Consider the following 16,599-nt stretch of genomic DNA (forward strand, 5'->3'; position numbering starts at 1 on the left):
CACCACCTTCTTTCAACAACAAAATATGCGGATGTGGCGGAATGGCAGACGCGCTAGCTTCAGGTGCTAGTGTTCGCAAGGACGTGGGGGTTCAAGTCCCCCCATCCGCACCAAGTGAAAGAGCTGAAATCTTTTGATTTCAGCTCTTTTCTATACTTTTTATGGTATTTAGTTTTATGATGTAATTTGTGAAAAACTGCTGTCTACCACAAGTGTCTACCAAAATCGCGGCACTTCATTTTCGGGCTGATTTTAGTGCAGGTTCAGCACCTTTTTTAACGAGTTTTAGGATGACAGGATATCGTTTCAGGACATATGCTACCGATCAGCAGCAAAAGCACAATTTCCGCATCACCAAAAGAGCTGAAACCCAAAGATTTCAGCTCTTTCCCACATTTTCAATTACGCCCTGCCTCCTCTACCTTCATGCGCGAATACCCAATCGGCATATTCAACGGTACGCTTGCACGAATCGAGTAATATACACCATTTGCGGTCTGCAGCAGCACACGATCGTCCTTAGAGAGATTCGGCAGCCAGCCTGCGTCCTGCTGCGCTGTCTCGTTATAAATACCGAGATTATATTTGCTGCCGGGTATCGTCACCGCAAACGCACTGACCGTCTCACCGTTTCCCAGAAAACTGTAAAACGGCTTGTACTTCACATCTTGCGTCAAATACACATTCCGGTAATAGCCGCTGATCGAATGCGAACCGACATCAGCCACCTCAGCCAGTGCCGTACTCGATACCGAAGCCGCTTGCTTCGGCACTGTCCACCCGGGATACAGCGCCGAGAACTCCGGTACCAGCTCTACTGTGCCGTCGCTGTGCTGAATGGCTGCCGCACCATTCACCGTCCACGCCTGACTGCCGTAAATGGCCTTCTCGCGTGCGGCTTCCGTGCCGGTATTCGCCGCACCGGCGCTCATCATCAGCGCAGAGACCGCCATGCAGCCTGCCAGCGCGGCGCTCAGTATTTTTCGAAATCTGTTCATCATTTAACCCTCCCTGTTTGCTCTCTAATCACTATCCATACCTTACCGGTTTTCATTTCAACATACCATCGGACTCACCTCAAAAAGCAGTTATCTCAGCAGATAACCCATGCACATTGCATTTGTCATGGTCTATCTGTAAGATAACTGCTTTTCACCGAAATTGCAACCGGCTGTTCCTGCTTAGTCGTTATTCGTTCCTGCTTTGCACGTTAAGGAGCAGAATATCGCAAATAAACCGGTCGTTCTGCTCGTAAAACCGAATCAGTCCCTGATTACGTTCCACCGCCTGCCGCATATTCTGAATGCCAAAGCCGTGGCGATACCGGATATTTTTCGTGGTACGCAGTGCCGGATTGTCCGACAGCACCGGATGTGCGATATCATTGGCAATCACAATCGAGCTGTATGCTCCCTGCGGCTGAATATGAATATCCACCACCTTGCGCTGACTGTCTTTTGCGGCACGAATCGCGTTGTCCAGCGCATTGCCGAGGATGATGGTAATATCCTCCGGCGAAATACCCGCCAGCGGGGTTGTGATAATAGCACTCAGCCGAACGCCTGCACGTTCCGCGGCTGCGCTTTTGCTGTTGATGATCGCATCCAGCACCTTGCTGCCCGAAAACATAATCAGCTTGTTGACAGTATTCTGCTGCTGCAGAAGCTGCCCTGTGTACTGCTCGATACCCTCGACATCCCGTTCTTCCGCCATGGATAAAATGCAGAGCAGATGATTTTTGAGGTCATGCCGCAGCGCACGAACCGTGTCATACATGTTCTCAATGTCCTTGGCGTTTTCCTGCAGGCATTCGTTCTGCAGCGCGAGCAGCGCCATTTCGGTTTGGATTTTGCTGACCTGCCCCAATCGAACAAACAGGAAATAAATCAGGATATTCAGCGCCAATACAATGCACACCGCATAAAATACAATATTTTGAATATGCGGTTCCTGTATCGCCGCGTACATCATCAGCGTAATCGTAATAATAGATAATGTCGGAATCGCTGCCAGCGGGATAAAATCTAGCCATTTGATCTTACCGTTTTCCTTTACCCGCAGGATAATCCGCGTGATGACAAAAAACAGCAGCTTGGTTATCAAAATCGAGATAATACGAACCGAATTAAACCGGCTGAGTAGCAGGGTAACATTATTTCCGGATAGCTTTGCAACAAGCAGTGCCGTAAAAGTTGCAATAATAGCCACAAGGCCCATCGTAAATGCAGAAACAAATATCTTCTGCAGAATTGACCCGCGCAGCAAAATACAGCAAAACGCAATGTTAATCAGTATCTGTACCAAGCTTGCATAGCCTTCATACAGCTGCCCCCAGGAGAAAAAGGCTACACTGCCGAAGGACAGCACATCAAAGAATGCCGTCCATATGTATTTCGCCGGACAGGCCATGCGGTAGCCGAAATACTGCACCAAGAAGCTCAAAATAAGGGTTACCTCTACGGCGTTAATCGCCATTTCAAACCAGAAATTCATGGGCGCAGACTCCTCATATACGCCATGAAGGCGGTCTGTGTTTCCTCTGCCTTGGCGCGGCTGACCGGCAGGACCGTCCCGTCCGTCAAGGTGACGCTTGTCCGGCTGCAGATTTGAACAAACCGGCAATTCAGCAGATAGCCAACGTGGCAGCGCACGAAAAAGTATTTGCTGAGTGCCGTTTCGATATCGCTCATGCGTGCCTTGAACCGCAGGGATTTCTCGTTGTAATGTACAACGATATAATGTCCCTGGCTCTCAAAATACACAATCTCCGTGATTGGAATGCGGGTGCTGCTGCCGTTCATCGTAACCGTGTAGTGAATCTGACGGCTGTTGAGAATCTGCAGCATTTTCTCGATTACCTGCGGCAGCTCCTCCAGATGCGTTTTGCGGAGAAACCAGAACGGCTGAAACGCAAACGACTGATACACCAGATCTTCCATGCCGGACAGGAAAATGATAAGAGGCTTCGACGGCATGGCTGACAGCTCTTCCGCGACCGAAAAGCCGTCTTTTTCAGGCATATCAATGTCTAAAAACAGCACATCCGTCGGCCTGCGTGTAATCTCGCGCAAGGCTTCCACGCCCGTGTGCGCGGACACGATCTCCGGTGTGATTCCGTATTTTTTGAAAACGGTCAGCAGGCGTTTTTCAAAGACCTGCGTGAATGCGGTATCGTCATCGCACAGTATAATGCGCATGAGTGCTCCTCCCTGTTGTGTTCTGAACTAACTATACCATAAAGCAGCACAGCAGACAATATTTCACAAAGCGTTCTGTCTCCTGCTGCCCCGCTTCTATTATACCGCAGATTGATGGACGTCCGGCTGCAGAGCGGGAACGCAAAGTGACCAAGTGGGAACGCGCTATTGATTTCCCCCTTGAAAACGGGTATCGTGGTGCATAACATAACCCGATAGGAATCAGGTGAACGATCTATGACGGCACAGGACAAGGAGCTGTTTTCCCAATTATACGACCGGAATTACAAGCGGCTGCTGTATGCCGCCATCCGCATTGCACACAACCCGTTTACAGCAGAGGAGCTGACGAACGAGGCGTTTACCATCCTGCTGACGCATTTTGACCAGGTGCGCCAGCACCCGAATCTGCCCGGTTGGCTGCACACCGTGCTGACCAATCTCGCGCTTGATGAGTATAAACGACGGAGCCGGTATGTGCAGGTGCCGCTGGATAGCGTTCAGGATCTTGGCTGTGAACCGATTTTCCTTTCCATGCTCGACCTGCTGCCGAACGAATTATCCTGCACGGATAAGGAGATTCTGTATCTGCGGTATCAGCTGAATCTGAACTGTGTGGACATTGCCGAATATCTGCATATCAGTCACGAGGCCAGCCGTGCGCGCTTAAGCCGCGCCAGACAGCATTACGCTCACCTGCTTGCGAAGGAAAGGCTGATGTGAACTCCCATCCTGCCGAATAGTTCCGCTGTGTGTATAATACGGGCAGCAGAACTGCACGATAAAGGAAAAGTCAGCCGTTTCCGGCTGACTTTTCCTTTACATATTATCCTTCTTGGGCTTCTGCTCCTATTTTCGTGAGGATTTGACAAACCGCTCCAGCGTTTCCACCATCTCCGAGCCTTCCAGCGGCTTTGCAATATGCATATCCATGCCCGCAGCAAAGGCAAGCTGACGGTCCTCTGCGAAAGCGTTTGCTGTCATGGCGATGATTGGAATGGTTCTCGCATCCGGACGCTTCATCGCGCGAATACGCCGCGTCGCTTCCAGACCGTCCATCACCGGCATCATCACATCCATTAAAATCGCATCAATTTCTCCGGGCCTGGAATCGGCAAAAATGCGTACCGCCTCCTCGCCATTCACTGCCTTGATGATGAATGCTTCTTCCACATCGAGTACGAACTCAGCAATCTCCATATTCATCCTGTTATCTTCCGCAACCAGCACATGCAGTCCGGCAATAGAGCTGGTCTGCAGCAGGCGTTTCGGCTTGTTCCGCTTCTCCGGTGCATGGCAGATGCGGAACGGCAGCGACAGCGTAAACGTCGTGCCTACGCCCTGCCTGCTGACAAAGGACAGCGTGCCGCCCATTTTCTCCGCCAGACTTTTCGCAATCGGCATACCCAGACCGGTACCGCCGTATTCCGATCGAGCCGTATTCCGCTCCTGTGCAAACGGCTCAAATACATGCTTCTGAAACTCCTCGCTCATGCCGATACCGGTATCCGCACAGGTGAATTCAATCTGTGCAGTCTCCGGATCCGCACTCGTCTTTTCGCAGCATCCCAGCCTGATTTCGCCGCCCACGCGGTTGTACTTGACCGCATTGCTGATGATATTCATCAGCAGCCGCCGCAGGTGCAGCGGACTGCCGAGCAGGCAGCGGTGCTCAACCGGATAGCCATCCGTTATTATCGTAATGCCCCGCTCCCGCGCCTGCTTATCCACCACCATGCCAACGCTGTCCAGCAGTTCCTTGAGGTCAAACTCGCGTTCCTCCAGCATGATCTCACCGGATTCCAGCTTGCCCATGTCCAGCACCTCGTTTACCAGCTCGAGCAGCAGACCGGAGGCATCCCATATTTTCTTCCGGCACTCGGTCTGCTTGTCCGGATCGTCCTTGTAGTAATTCGCAATCTCAATCATACCGCGAATGCCGTTGATCGGCGTGCGGATATCGTGGCTCATGCGCTGCAGGAACTCGGTCTTAGCGCGGTTAGCCTGCTCGGCCTTTTCAGCGGATTCCATCAGCTGCTCGCGGAATTCCCGCTCGCGCCGATCCTGCTCGGCCAGATATTCCCGCGCGGAACGTCTGCGGAACATCTGAATCGCGGTCAGCATGACCAGATAGATGATCAGCGCCGCCATCATATTTTTGACCATATCAGTCGCTACCATGCGGTCGGATACATAGGCGTAGATATAGTAGTCGCGGCTGCGGTCCAGACCGCCGAAATAGGTGCTGCCATCGCACTTGAAATGCCCGACCTCGGCGGACGAAAGATTCGACTTGATCTGCTGCAGAATACGGCTGTCCTCCACCTTGGTATCAGCCAGCGCTTCATCGTTGGACGCGATAATGCGGTCGCCGTTTGCCACCACAATCACACCGTCGTCCCTGGTGTTATAGCCCGCAAGCGAGCCCTGTATGGTCAGCGTATAATTGCGTGCATACTCCGCAGTGGTGTGATAGTATGCAACGATCACACCGGGCACATCTGTACGGCCGTACGCCGAGATATCCACATAGGAGCCGTCCGGCAGGTCAATCCGCGAAGCATAGGTCTTCTGCGGATACCTGACCACATCGAGCACTGTATCCCGCTCTATATACTCCTGCAGTGTCAGAAAATTCAGCAGATCACCGTTATACTCGCACTGCACGCTTCCATCTGTGTCCAGCAGAATAATGCCGGTCAGCCGCTGTTCCTGCGCATAGAACCGAAGCCGTTCTTCATCTACAGCCGAGCCTTCATAGCCGATATTGCGGTTTACCTGCTGTGCGTTGTCCATGATACGCATCAGACTTTTGGTAACAGCCGCAGCATTATAGCGTGTATAGGTCGTGCACTGCTCCTTCACATAGTCTATCGTATTGCCGAGCTGTTCCCGTGTCTGCGCGCTCTCCGCACGCACCGTGTTAAAGCCGACCACGATGACCAGCACGGCGCCGATTGCAGCCGCAATCCGTTCGTACCGGCGCGTGGCTTTGTTCTTTTTAATCTGCAGCACAGTCCACCTCCAAATATTTGTCCGGATCGGACAGATATCTGCCTATGATTGTTCGAGTCGTACCGTCTGCACGCATTTCCTCGAAAACCCGGGAAAGCTGTTCGCTCAGTCCGCGCGTATCGTTTTTTGCAAATGCCACACCGATTCCTGTCGTGAGAATGCTTTCGTCCAGAATACGGTAATCCGCATCATAATCTTTCATGTACTGCCGAATAGCGGTTTCGTGCGCTGCGATCGCATCCACATAGCCCTTGCCGAGAGAGGTGTAAAGCAGTTCGCGATCCTCCAGACTGTATACTTCACGCACAAGCGGAATGCGGCTGTCCGTTCGCTCGAGGAAAATACTTTCCGGCTTGGTGGTGGACTGCACGGCAATGGTCCTGCCCTCCAGATCGCTCAGCCGGTAAATATCGCTGCTTCGGTTGACCGCAACCACCTGGCGGCTGATCATATACGGTTCGGTCCAGTTGTATTCGTTCTCGCGCCCATCAATGGAAAAACATCCCCAGATACAGTCAATATCACCATGTTCAACCAGTTTCTTCTTTTCTTCCCAGTCAATGCCGACGAAGGATACTGCATACCCCAGCCGTCCGAAGGATTCCTTAGCCAGATCCACATCTATGCCCGCCGGATTGCCGTTTTCATCGGTATAATTAAACGGCGGATAGTTGTCACTGCCCACCTTGATCGTTATCGGTGTTTCCGTCTGGTGCTCCTGCATATCCTCGACAGCCGTACATCCGCACAACAGCACACCTGCCAGCGCTGCCGCAAATACACCGAAAATTCGTCTTTTGAATCTCATGGCTTCCCCTGCTTTACTTTTTTATCCTTATTATACCATTTTAGATCTGTGAATGCCAGAGAGAATGTGACATTTTATCCCAGTATTTTTCGACAACTTTTTCACTTTATGTCGATTTTTTCGTACCCAAATCTGCCAGCAGCACCTTCATCTGCCCGCCGCAAACCATACCTTCCTGCGCAGCAATGTCGTTGCTCATGTCGATGGTGACGCACTTGTGCTCGCCGGTCCCAATCAAGTAGTACGCCTGCCGCATAACGGCGCTCTCACTGCAGCCGCCGCCGATGGTGCCTGCGGTAGCCGTGTTGGCATTGACCACCATGTACGAGCCGGATTTTACCGGCGTGGAACCGCTGGTCTCGTACACGAGCATGAGCGTTTTGGGAATATCACCGCGTGCAGCGGTTTCCAGCAGCGGCAGGTCGATGTCCTCTGCGGTGAGAATGCTGCTCTTGGAACGGCGATCGGTCGTGCGGCGGCGTTCCGCGATCAGCTCTGCCACGATAGAAATCGCAATCTCCTTGACGGTCAGCGCACCAATGTCCAGACCGATGGGCGTATGAATGCGCTCGAGATCTGCCCGAGAGAAGCCTTCTTCCTCAAGCATGTTCAGCAGACCGACCGTGCGCCGCTTCGACCCGATCATACCGAGATAGCGCGGCATGGTGCCGCGCAGAAGCTCCCGCAGGCAGTCCGCGTCATAACGATGCCCGCGCGTGATAACAGCAACGTAATCGCTCTCTCGGATGCCGATTTTCTCAATTGCTGCCGGAAACAGATCACATACGATCTGCTTTGCTTCCGGAAAGCGCGGATGATTGGCAAAAGACGGCCGGTCATCCGCCACGACAAGCTCAAAACCGAGATCGGCCGCATAGCGGCAAAGCGGCTGCGCGATCGTGCCGCCGCCGAGCAGAATCAGGCGTTCCTGCGGCATGAAATTGCGCGTGTACTGTACGCCGTCCGCGTCGATGGTCAGCGCCGCCGGAATTCCCTTGCGAGCATTTTCCGCGGCAGCCTGCAGCTGTTCCAGCAAAGTCATCGTGCCGTCACTCCTTCCGCGTGATAATCGCCGCTCTTGCCGCCGGTCTTGTGCAGCAGCAGCGTCTCATCAATACGCATACCGCGGTCCACCGCCTTGCACATATCGTAGACGGTCAGCGCGGCAACAGAGGCCGCCGTGAGTGCTTCCATCTCAATACCGGTCTTGTGCGAGCAGCGCAGCGTGCTGACAACGCGCACCTGCGTCTCCGAGACAGCCTCAATGGCGATGTCCACGCTCTCGATCGGGATCGGATGGCACATCGGGATCAGCTCTGCCGTCCGCTTGGCCGCCATAATGCCCGCGATACGCGCGCACGCGAACACATCGCCCTTGGGCACTGTTCCGTCAAGGATCATGCGCAGCGTCTCCGGCTGCATGGTCAGCACGGACTGCGCCACCGCTTCGCGCTGCGTGACCGGCTTCGCGCCGATGTTGACCATATGCGCTGCACCGTTTTCATCCAAATGGGTCAGTTTCATGTTGTTCCTCCCGAAAATTTATTTTGTTCCGCAAACACAAAAAACACCGCTCAAAACGACGTTTAAGCGGTGTTTCATCTGGTCCGAGTGACAGGATTCGAACCTGCGGCATCCTGCTCCCAAAGCAGGCGCGCTACCAACTGCGCTACACCCGGATAGTATTGTGAGCGCCCCGTATTCCGAGGAACCGAGGCGCTTGATGGTGCCGGTGACCGGACTCGAACCGGTACGCTGTCGCCAGCGGTGGATTTTGAGTCCACTACGTCTACCAATTCCATCACACCGGCATAACATGGTTATTATATCGTAAATCGCACCGGTTGGCAAGAGGAATTTTTTGAAAAAGGTATTTTTCTTTCACTGCCGCAAAAGATAAAAGCCATTCCCGCAGGAATGGCTTTCCAGCTTGTCGAAAAAGTTAGATTTCTATTTTGTGCTTCGTGCGACAGCACGCATAAAATAGAATTTGCGCAGCAAATTCATAAAAACCGGGGGCGTGGTCCAGACCACCCTCTCTTGCCGCTATGCGGCAATTCACCTTGTGTACCTCGGTTTTTCTTCAGCCTCAAAAGCCATTCCCGCAGGAATGGCTTTCGTCTGTTAAAACAAATGTGCAACGCCAATTACACCCTGAGAACCGAGCAGCATAATGAAGCCTGCAACAATTACGCCGCACAGAATCGAAGTCAGCGCCTTGGTTTTCGGCATTTTGAGCAGCGTTGCGATCAATGCACCCGACCATGCTCCGGTACCCGGCAGCGGGATCGCCACAAAAAGGAACAGACCCAGCCGTTCATACCTGGTGACCTGACCGGTCTTTCCGAGCAGCTTTTCGCGGTACTTGGTGGCAAAGCCGGAAAGCGGGCCGAGCGAGCACACCCAGTCCAGCAGCTTTTCGCCGAAGAACAGCAAAAACGGGATCGGGATCATATTGCCGATCACAGCCAGCGGGATCAGCTCGATTGCCGGCACGCCTGCGACCGCGCCCAGCGGGACCGCACCGCGCAATTCTACCAGCGGAACCATGGAGATCAGCACAACCGCCAGTTCACGGCCTGCGCCCATCAGCCAGTTGAATAACGATGAAAACACGATTTTTTCCTCCTGACAAGTGTTCTATGGTAAACAGCGAATACGCACACAGATATACTTGTTAATGATACCCTATTCCGCACACAAACGCAAGCGCTGCAATCGTAAAATCTGTGTAAAATAATTTGACGCACCCCTTGCGAACGGTTATACTGAATATATAAAGGAGGGGATCTCCATGCCGCGAGGACAAAAAGACGCTGCCTTTTACGACAGTGCGGCTCTGCTTGTGCTTTCTCTGCTTGAGGAGGCAGACAAGACCGGTTTTCAGCTGCTGCATGAGGTGGAATGCCGCTCAGACTGCGCGTTTGCCATCCGCGAAAGCCGCCTGTATCCCCTGCTGCACGGACTTGAGGCACGCGGCGATGTCCGCTCCTGTGAACGACAGACCGAGGACGGCACGCACCGGTTTTACCGGCTGACCCGTCAGGGCGCGAAAACGCTCACCTGCTGCCGGGAACAGTGGAAAACCTGCCGCAAGCCAATCGGAGGTGGCGCCTGTGTCACCAAATAAGCTGATTGTGCCGTACCTGCACCGCGTGTGCCGGCATCTCCTGTGGCCGCCTTATCGTGCCCGCGTTCGGCGGGAGCTGAACGACCATATTCTCAGCCGCGCGGAAGAGCTGCGCTGCCGCGGCAGTCTCACGCAGGAGCAGGCTGTGCGTCAGGTGCTGCGCGCACTCGGTGACCCGGATGTACTGGGAAAGGCTCTGCGGCAGGCGCGTCTGCCGCTTGCACGGGTAGTGTACAATGTGATTTCCGCCACTGTGTGGATCGCGATTCTGCTCTGTGCATTATACCTGACAATTTACCTGCTGTAAACAGCACAAAAGCGTTCTGTATGAGATTTACAGAACGCTCCGTTTGTAGTAAACCAATTTTATCCTATCGCGCGGTAGCGCGTGTTTCAATAGAATTTGCCATGCAAATTCCAAAAATCCGGGGACATGCGCCTCGGATTTTTGACTTCTAGAGGGAGAAAGTTTCTGTATAGGAACTTTCGGACGACTTTGGAACGGCCCACGGTCCGTTCCTGCTTGTCGGCGAAACTGTAGTTTCGCGACAGCCTCTTACAGAACGCTTTCTTTATTTTCTTTCGCTGTGCAGCAGCCACAGTTTGCCGAGAGTCTGCACCAGGCATGCCACAAGGATGACGCCGAACGCCATCGCGCCCGCCTCCTCGATGAACAGCGTACCGTATCGAGCAAAGCCTGCCGTGTCACCCTGCACGAGCGCAAGCGTCGTGTAATACAGGTCGCCGCCCGGAATCAGCGGCACCAGCATAGGCACGAGCAGCGTGATGACCGGTGCTTTGAGCAATCGCGCGAGCACCTCAGCCAGTGCGGCCGTTGCCAGCGTAGAGACAAAAAACGCGGTCACGCGGTTATCATACCACTGCATCGCCAGCAGGTACACACCCCAGTTTACCGCAGCGCCAAGCATGATCGTGATCAGGCGGCTGCCGGAAATATGAAACAGCAGTCCGAAGCCGAGCGCACCGATCATCGCCATGACAATCTGCAGAAGGATTTCACCTGTCATACGGCACCGCCCCCAGTCTGCATGAGCACGAGCGCGCAGCCTGCTGCAATAGCAAGCGCTCGCAGAACCGCTTCAAACGCACTGAGCAGTCCGGTGATGGTGTCGCCCACGAAAATATCGCGCATGGAGTTGACGAACGGAATGCCCGGAATCAGCAGCATGATGTTGCCGATGATGATATAGTCCAGATCCTGTCCCATGCCGGTTTTTACCGTGAGAGCCGCTGCCGCGCACATCGCCGCCGAGCTGACCATAGTCAGCACCAGAGGCTGCAGCGAAATCCGATCGCCGAGCACGCCGATGACATACAGCAGCCCGCTGCACAGCATCGCGGCTATGCCGTCTCTCCAGCTGCCGCCGAAGAACACCGCGAACGAGCCCGACGTGATCAGATACGCCAGCAGCAGCCGGCAGCGCGGCTTATCCGGTGCGGTGCGAATCGCCTCCAGACGTGCGTGTAATTCCTCCGGCGGGACAGGATTCACACATACCTCGCGCGACAGCTCGTTGACCGCCTCAATGCAGCGCATATCGGTTCCGCGGTGCAGGATGCGGCGCGTCTGCGTGATGACCTCATTCTCCGGCGTGCGTGCTGTCACTACCATGCTGGCCGTGATGGTCAGCACATCCGCTCGTACAAAACCGTAGGCGCGTGCCAGACGGCGCATGGTGTCCTCTACGCGGGCCACCTCGGCACCCGCGGTCAGCAGCAGTTCTCCCGCATCCAGCACAGCAGAAAGTGTCTGCTCCGGTCGGTCCATCAAACCACGCTCCTCTCATTACAGCAGCGGCGCGAACAGACGCAGCACGCTTGCCGCGATCGATCGAATCCACGGCACACGGCGCAGCCATTCGTCATCAATCCGGCGGCTGACATTGATGGTCTCCATAATATCCTGCTTAACAGCGGCAACGACCGAGCTGTTGTAGAAACAGGTCGCGCACTCAAAGTGCAGGAAGAACGAGCGGAAATCCATGTTGATCGTGCCGACCACCGCCGTATCATCGTCGGACACGATGGTTTTCGCGTGCAGGAAGCCCGGTCGGTACTCATAAATCTTGACACCCGCTCGGTGCAGCTGCTGATAGTACGAACGTGTGATCATGTACACCAGCTTTTTATCCGGGATGCCTGGCGTCAGGATGCGCACGTCCACGCCGGACTGCGCCGCAATGGTCAGCGCCGTAATCATCTCGTTGTCCAGCACAAGGTACGGCGTGGTGATATAGACGTACTTTCGCGCGTTATGGATGATCTGCAGGTAGGTGGATTCACCGATATTGATGTCGTCGAGCGGCGAATCCGCAAACGGCTGCACATAGCCATCTGCCGGCAGCTTGGCGGTCGGCAGATAGTTTTCGAGCGGCGGCATATTCTCGCCGGTGACATACTCCCACATCTGCAGGAACAGCGCGGTCATATTGGCTGTTCCCTCACCCCGCAGCATGATGCCTGTGTCCTTCCAGTAGCCGAAGCGCACCTTTTTGTTGATATACTCATCCGCCAGATTGATACCGCCCATATAACCGACATTGCCGTCAATAATCATCATCTTGCGATGGTTGCGGTAGTTGAGATAGGTGTTCAGCGTCGGGATAAAGCGGTTAAAGCGCACCGCATGAATGCCGAGGCTCATCAGATAGCGGTCGTAGTCTTTCGGCAGCGTGCAGATCGAACCAACGTCGTCGTACAGCACGCGCACATCCAGTCCGGCGGCCGCCTTCTCCCGCAGGATATCAAGGATAGTATCCCACATGATGCCTTCTTCGATGATGAAATACTCCAGAAAGATGAACTTCTGTGCGTGGCGCAGCTCCTCACACATGGAGTCGAACATTTCCTCGCCGACACGGAAATATTTCGTCTCCGTGTTGGTCCACACCGGCATACCGTCCAGCGTCTCGATGTAACGGGCGCGTGCTGCATGACGCGGATGCTGCTCGATCAGCTCCTTTGTAGCAGGTGTACGCATATAGTCGGTGAAATCCGGCGGTTTCGGCTCGTACTGATGTTGGGTACGCGCCCGATTGAGCGGCGTATTGCCCCAGAACAGATAAAACAAGCCGCCGAACAGCGGCAGCAGCACAATAACCAGCATCCATGTGATCTTGTACATCGGGTTGTCGTACTTACGCACCAGCCAGATGACAATGATAACGCTCAGCACGGTCAGTGCCGGTGTCAGCCAGTGATATTCCGTACTTGCCCAGCTTACGCCGAACATAACGATTGCAAGCTGAATCAGCAGCAGGAATCCGCCGACAACGCGTCGGTCGCCAAGCAGCTTGCCTACTTTTCTGCGCATTATAATCGCTCCCTTCCCTGCACAGCGCAGTCCTTCCATAGACTATAATCATATCGCACAAGGTATAAAAAGTCAACGCGTCTGCGTTGCTCTCCGGTTAAATATGTGCTACACTAAAAGTAACATTTTTGTAAACCACCGTTAATCATACAGGAGGATCATCCATGCCCCATATTCCCGTGCCCGCCGCCGAACTGAACACGCGGCTCGACCGTCTGCGCTGTGCCATGACCGAGAAGGACCCTGCGTGGTCCATGCTTCTGCTCGACAACACGCTCGACATGTACTACTTCACCGGCACCATGCAGGATGGTGCACTTGTCGTAACACCCGATCAGGCTACGCTGTTCGTCCGCCGCTCGTTTGATGTTGCAAAGGACGAATCCGCCTTTGCAGACATCCGTCCGATGGGCAGCTTCCGCGGCATCAAGGAGGTCTATCCGGATATTCCGGAGACCGTCTACGTTGCCGCAAAGACCATGACGCTGCAAAAGCTCTCCATGCTGAACAAGCATCTGCCGTTTGCACCCAAGCCGATGGACGGCGTGCTCAGCGCGCTGCGCTCGGTCAAGAGCGCGTATGAGCTTGACTGCATGCGCGAATCCGGCAGACTGCACCGCTATGTCATCGAGGAACTTGCTCCGGCGTTCCTGCGCGAAGGCGTCAGCGAAGCACGCCTGTGCAGCGAGATCTGCACCGCCATCGTGGACCGCGGCGGCATGGGTATCTCGCGCTACAATCAGCCGGCAGCCGAGGACGTGCTCGGTATTGCCAGCTTCAGCGAAAACAGCCTGTGTCCCACCGCACTGGACAGCCCCTCCGGCTGTATCGGCACCTCGACCGCAATGAAGTCCATCGGCTCGTCCGAGCGCAAGCTGCACGAAGGCGACACCGTCCTGCTGGATATTCCGTGCGGCTGGCGCGGCTACCATACCGATAAGAGTATTACGTTCTACTACGGCGAGCTGGACAAGCATCCGCAGAGCGGCGTGATCCGCGCGGCACGCGAGCAGTGCATTGCGCTGGAGAACGAAACTGCATCTCTCCTGCGCGCCGGTGCCGTTCCGGCTGAGATTTACGAGAAGATCCTCTCTCTCGTCGATCCTGCGTTCCGCGAAGGCTTTATGAACGGCTGCAAGTTCCTCGGCCACTCCATCGGTCTGACAATGGACGAAACACCGGTTCTCGCCAAAGGCTTCTCGGCTCCGCTCGAGTCCGGCATGACGCTTGCCGTTGAGCCGAAGATCGCGATTCCAGGTGTCGGCCTCATCGGCTGCGAAAACACCTATGAGATCACCGCAGACGGTCCTGCGCAGTCGCTCACCGGCGCATGCGACACGCTGTTCGAGGTACTCAATCAGTAATCTATACAAAAACATCCGCTCTCTGTTTGTACAAAGAGCGGATGTTCTCTTTTCACTCCTCTTTTGCATCCGGCATAGAATGGCGCAAAGGAGGTTTTTGCTTATGAATCAATCGACGACTCTCGCCGTCGTCGGCGGTGATGTACGTCAGGCGTATTTAGCCGAGCTGCTGCACGAAGCAGGCCACACCGTGCGCACATTTGCACTCGAGCGCCGGCCCGCCGCAGGCTGCACGGCTGTAAGCGACCTGCAGGCGTGCCTTGACGATGCACGCGCGGTCATTCTGCCTATGCCGGTGCAGATGGGGGACGGCAGCCTGAACGCGCCGCTTGCCAATGCACAGCACACCATCGGCGATGTACTCGATGCCATTCCCGCCGGAACACTGACGCTGGCCGGTGCCGTGCCTTTTTCCGTACACGCCCGCGCGGTGCAGAACGGACTGACACTCATCGACTACTTATCCCGCGAGGAGCTGGCGATCCGCAACGCGGTACCTGCCGCATTTGCAAAAAGCACAGACTGTCCGGTTACAGGCGGCAGGCTTCCTGCCGGAGATACTCCACGAGAGCCGCACAGAATTCGCGGTTGCTCGGCGGCTCCTTATCCTGTGCACGCGCTTCACCGAAATACCTGGCAAGCACGGCTTTATCACACTTATCCCATGCACGATGAACGGCGTAGCGCATGTTGCGCTCCACATTACCGCCTTCGCTGTTCAGCTGCTGCGCAACACTGTGATAAATGATCTTGGTGATGCTGGCACCGTTGGTCTCCCGATACAGGCACACGGTCAGCAATGCACACTGATAGCCGATCGTGTGCTCGCGCATACCCAGCTCACGCAGGATCTGGGCCAGCCGCTGCTCCACCGTGTCTCCCCGACTGGTACAGGTAACCGCCAGCTTGATGCGCTCATACAGTGCATCCGCGCAGATTGGCTTACGCAGCAGCACGTTAATGTGCAGCAGGCTGCACTCCACATAGGTCTGACCGCCGATGAACGAGCTGAGCAGGATAATGCTTGTATCCCACATCCCCTTCTGTCTCATCCATGACGCAACGGCAAAGCCGTCCGCATACGGCAGGTCGGTATCCAGCACGACCATATCCGGCGTTTTTTGTCGAATCATTTCCCACGCCTTCGTGCCGTTCGACGTACTGCCGACAAGCTCCAGTTCATTGCTCGCCTGCATAAGCCGTTTTGTCTGTTTCAGCAGAGACTCGTCCGCACACGCCAGTAAAATACGCATTTTGTCTTGTTTGATCTTCATTTACTGCTTTCCCCGGCTTTCTCTATCTTATGCCGATTTACGGATTACATCTTATTTTTACATATTCAGCGTGTCCGCGCAAGCGGATACCCCTGCTTTTCCCCGCATATTTATCGACAATTTTCGACAAAACCGCGTTTTATCTGTCGAATGTCCGGTTTTCTCTCTGTCGGGCAGGGATTCCGCGCTTCTTGGTGAAACCGCATAATCTCTCTATCAAAACCATGTTTTGCTGCTTTTACACTTGCATAAACGGCAAAAATACGCTATACTATCGTTTGTGCCGTTCGGCACTTTGCTTCCGGATATGGAATGACAGTTCGAAACCATCCTGTCGTAAAACAAAACTAGGGACAACGAAACAGAAAAATTTTAAGGCAATACCGCATAATTGAACAAGAGTGATTTGCGAGTAAATTTTGCGTACTGACGAGGCACAGTTTTGCGGTAATACTTGATGTATTACCGTGAAACTTC

General features: G+C 54.3%; 16 protein-coding genes, 3 tRNA genes and 1 pseudogene. 6 read left to right on the plus strand and 14 right to left on the minus strand.

Translation table 11 applies throughout. From position 1 onward, the window contains the following. Positions 1 to 27 precede the first annotated feature (27 nt). Positions 28 to 113: transfer RNA gene (locus ACWVX6_RS09720), tRNA-Leu, on the plus strand. A gap of 285 nt (positions 114 to 398) precedes the next feature. Here ACWVX6_RS09720 and ACWVX6_RS09725 read toward each other — a convergent pair. The 3 genes from ACWVX6_RS09725 to ACWVX6_RS09735 all read right to left on the minus strand — a co-directional run bounded on the left by ACWVX6_RS09725 (position 399) and on the right by ACWVX6_RS09735 (position 3,197). Then, positions 399 to 1,001 carry a hypothetical protein gene (locus tag ACWVX6_RS09725; RefSeq protein ID WP_455153023.1) on the minus strand — a complete coding sequence of 201 codons (603 nt, stop codon included), beginning with the start codon at positions 999 to 1,001 and terminating at the stop codon, positions 399 to 401. 187 nt (positions 1,002 to 1,188) lie between these two features. Then, positions 1,189 to 2,493 carry a sensor histidine kinase gene (locus ACWVX6_RS09730; protein ID WP_455153024.1) on the minus strand — a complete coding sequence of 435 codons (1,305 nt, stop codon included), beginning with the start codon at positions 2,491 to 2,493 and terminating at the stop codon, positions 1,189 to 1,191. Beyond that, positions 2,490 to 3,197, minus strand: a complete 708-nt coding sequence (locus tag ACWVX6_RS09735; RefSeq protein ID WP_455153025.1) for a LytR/AlgR family response regulator transcription factor — start codon at positions 3,195 to 3,197, stop codon at positions 2,490 to 2,492. The genes ACWVX6_RS09730 and ACWVX6_RS09735 overlap by 4 nt, the downstream gene beginning before the upstream one ends. Before the next feature lie 237 nt (positions 3,198 to 3,434). Here ACWVX6_RS09735 and ACWVX6_RS09740 point away from each other — a divergent pair, with 237 nt between their 5' ends. Continuing rightward, positions 3,435 to 3,920 (plus strand): RNA polymerase sigma factor, encoded by a 486-nt coding sequence (locus ACWVX6_RS09740; protein ID WP_118358769.1) that lies wholly within the window; start codon positions 3,435 to 3,437, stop codon positions 3,918 to 3,920. A 126-nt stretch (positions 3,921 to 4,046) separates the two neighbouring features. Here the strand turns inward: ACWVX6_RS09740 and ACWVX6_RS09745 are convergent, their stop codons facing one another. The 7 genes from ACWVX6_RS09745 to ACWVX6_RS09775 form a co-directional block, all read right to left on the minus strand. Next, the gene (locus ACWVX6_RS09745) at positions 4,047 to 6,212 is read right to left on the minus strand and encodes an ATP-binding response regulator (RefSeq protein WP_455153026.1); all 2,166 of its coding nucleotides are present in this window, start codon (positions 6,210 to 6,212) and stop codon (positions 4,047 to 4,049) included. Further along, positions 6,199 to 7,020 carry a substrate-binding periplasmic protein gene (locus ACWVX6_RS09750; RefSeq protein WP_118760590.1) on the minus strand — a complete coding sequence of 274 codons (822 nt, stop codon included), beginning with the start codon at positions 7,018 to 7,020 and terminating at the stop codon, positions 6,199 to 6,201. Before ACWVX6_RS09750 ends, ACWVX6_RS09745 begins: the two co-directional genes overlap by 14 nt. A 106-nt stretch (positions 7,021 to 7,126) precedes the next feature. Next, positions 7,127 to 8,062, minus strand: coding sequence for an XdhC family protein (locus tag ACWVX6_RS09755; RefSeq protein ID WP_455153027.1), 936 nt, complete (start codon positions 8,060 to 8,062; stop codon positions 7,127 to 7,129). Continuing rightward, complete coding sequence (gene moaC / locus ACWVX6_RS09760; protein ID WP_455153028.1) at positions 8,059 to 8,544, minus strand: cyclic pyranopterin monophosphate synthase MoaC; 486 nt, start codon at positions 8,542 to 8,544, stop codon at positions 8,059 to 8,061. Before moaC ends, ACWVX6_RS09755 begins: the two co-directional genes overlap by 4 nt. Positions 8,545 to 8,623: 79 nt before the next feature. Then, positions 8,624 to 8,699, minus strand: a tRNA-Pro gene (locus tag ACWVX6_RS09765). A 45-nt stretch (positions 8,700 to 8,744) separates the two neighbouring features. Beyond that, a tRNA-Leu gene (locus ACWVX6_RS09770) sits at positions 8,745 to 8,831 on the minus strand. A gap of 313 nt (positions 8,832 to 9,144) precedes the next feature. Then, positions 9,145 to 9,636, minus strand: a complete 492-nt coding sequence (locus ACWVX6_RS09775; protein WP_227109541.1) for a COG2426 family protein — start codon at positions 9,634 to 9,636, stop codon at positions 9,145 to 9,147. A gap of 178 nt (positions 9,637 to 9,814) precedes the next feature. Between ACWVX6_RS09775 and ACWVX6_RS09780 the strand changes: the two genes are divergently transcribed. Both ACWVX6_RS09780 and ACWVX6_RS09785 read left to right on the plus strand, forming a co-directional pair. After that, complete coding sequence (locus ACWVX6_RS09780; RefSeq protein WP_455153029.1) at positions 9,815 to 10,150, plus strand: PadR family transcriptional regulator; 336 nt, start codon at positions 9,815 to 9,817, stop codon at positions 10,148 to 10,150. Beyond that, complete coding sequence (locus ACWVX6_RS09785; protein WP_455153030.1) at positions 10,137 to 10,457, plus strand: permease prefix domain 1-containing protein; 321 nt, start codon at positions 10,137 to 10,139, stop codon at positions 10,455 to 10,457. The genes ACWVX6_RS09780 and ACWVX6_RS09785 overlap by 14 nt, the downstream gene beginning before the upstream one ends. A gap of 265 nt (positions 10,458 to 10,722) precedes the next feature. On the opposite strand, the gene ACWVX6_RS09790 is transcribed toward ACWVX6_RS09785, so the two are convergent. The 3 genes from ACWVX6_RS09790 to cls are packed head-to-tail and all read right to left on the minus strand — an operon-like array spanning position 10,723 to position 13,484. Then, positions 10,723 to 11,178 (minus strand): threonine/serine exporter family protein, encoded by a 456-nt coding sequence (locus tag ACWVX6_RS09790; RefSeq protein WP_118648068.1) that lies wholly within the window; start codon positions 11,176 to 11,178, stop codon positions 10,723 to 10,725. Continuing rightward, the gene (locus ACWVX6_RS09795) at positions 11,175 to 11,939 is read right to left on the minus strand and encodes a threonine/serine exporter family protein (RefSeq protein WP_455153031.1); all 765 of its coding nucleotides are present in this window, start codon (positions 11,937 to 11,939) and stop codon (positions 11,175 to 11,177) included. Before ACWVX6_RS09795 ends, ACWVX6_RS09790 begins: the two co-directional genes overlap by 4 nt. 18 nt (positions 11,940 to 11,957) lie before the next feature. Then, on the minus strand, positions 11,958 to 13,484 hold the full coding sequence (cls, locus tag ACWVX6_RS09800) for a cardiolipin synthase (RefSeq protein ID WP_455153032.1): 1,527 nt from the start codon (positions 13,482 to 13,484) through the stop codon (positions 11,958 to 11,960). A 164-nt stretch (positions 13,485 to 13,648) separates the two neighbouring features. Between cls and ACWVX6_RS09805 the strand changes: the two genes are divergently transcribed. Both ACWVX6_RS09805 and ACWVX6_RS09810 read left to right on the plus strand, forming a co-directional pair. Then, positions 13,649 to 14,848 (plus strand): M24 family metallopeptidase, encoded by a 1,200-nt coding sequence (locus ACWVX6_RS09805; protein ID WP_455153033.1) that lies wholly within the window; start codon positions 13,649 to 13,651, stop codon positions 14,846 to 14,848. A gap of 103 nt (positions 14,849 to 14,951) precedes the next feature. Then, a pseudogene (locus ACWVX6_RS09810) lies at positions 14,952 to 15,251 on the plus strand (dipicolinate synthase subunit A N-terminal domain-containing protein); the annotation flags it as partial. 127 nt (positions 15,252 to 15,378) lie between these two features. Here ACWVX6_RS09810 and ACWVX6_RS09815 read toward each other — a convergent pair. Continuing rightward, entirely contained in the window at positions 15,379 to 16,122 is a 744-nt protein-coding gene (locus tag ACWVX6_RS09815) for a sporulation initiation factor Spo0A C-terminal domain-containing protein (RefSeq protein ID WP_455153034.1), read from the minus strand. Positions 16,123 to 16,599 lie beyond the last annotated feature (477 nt).

The organism is Butyricicoccus sp. (assembly GCF_977037065.1).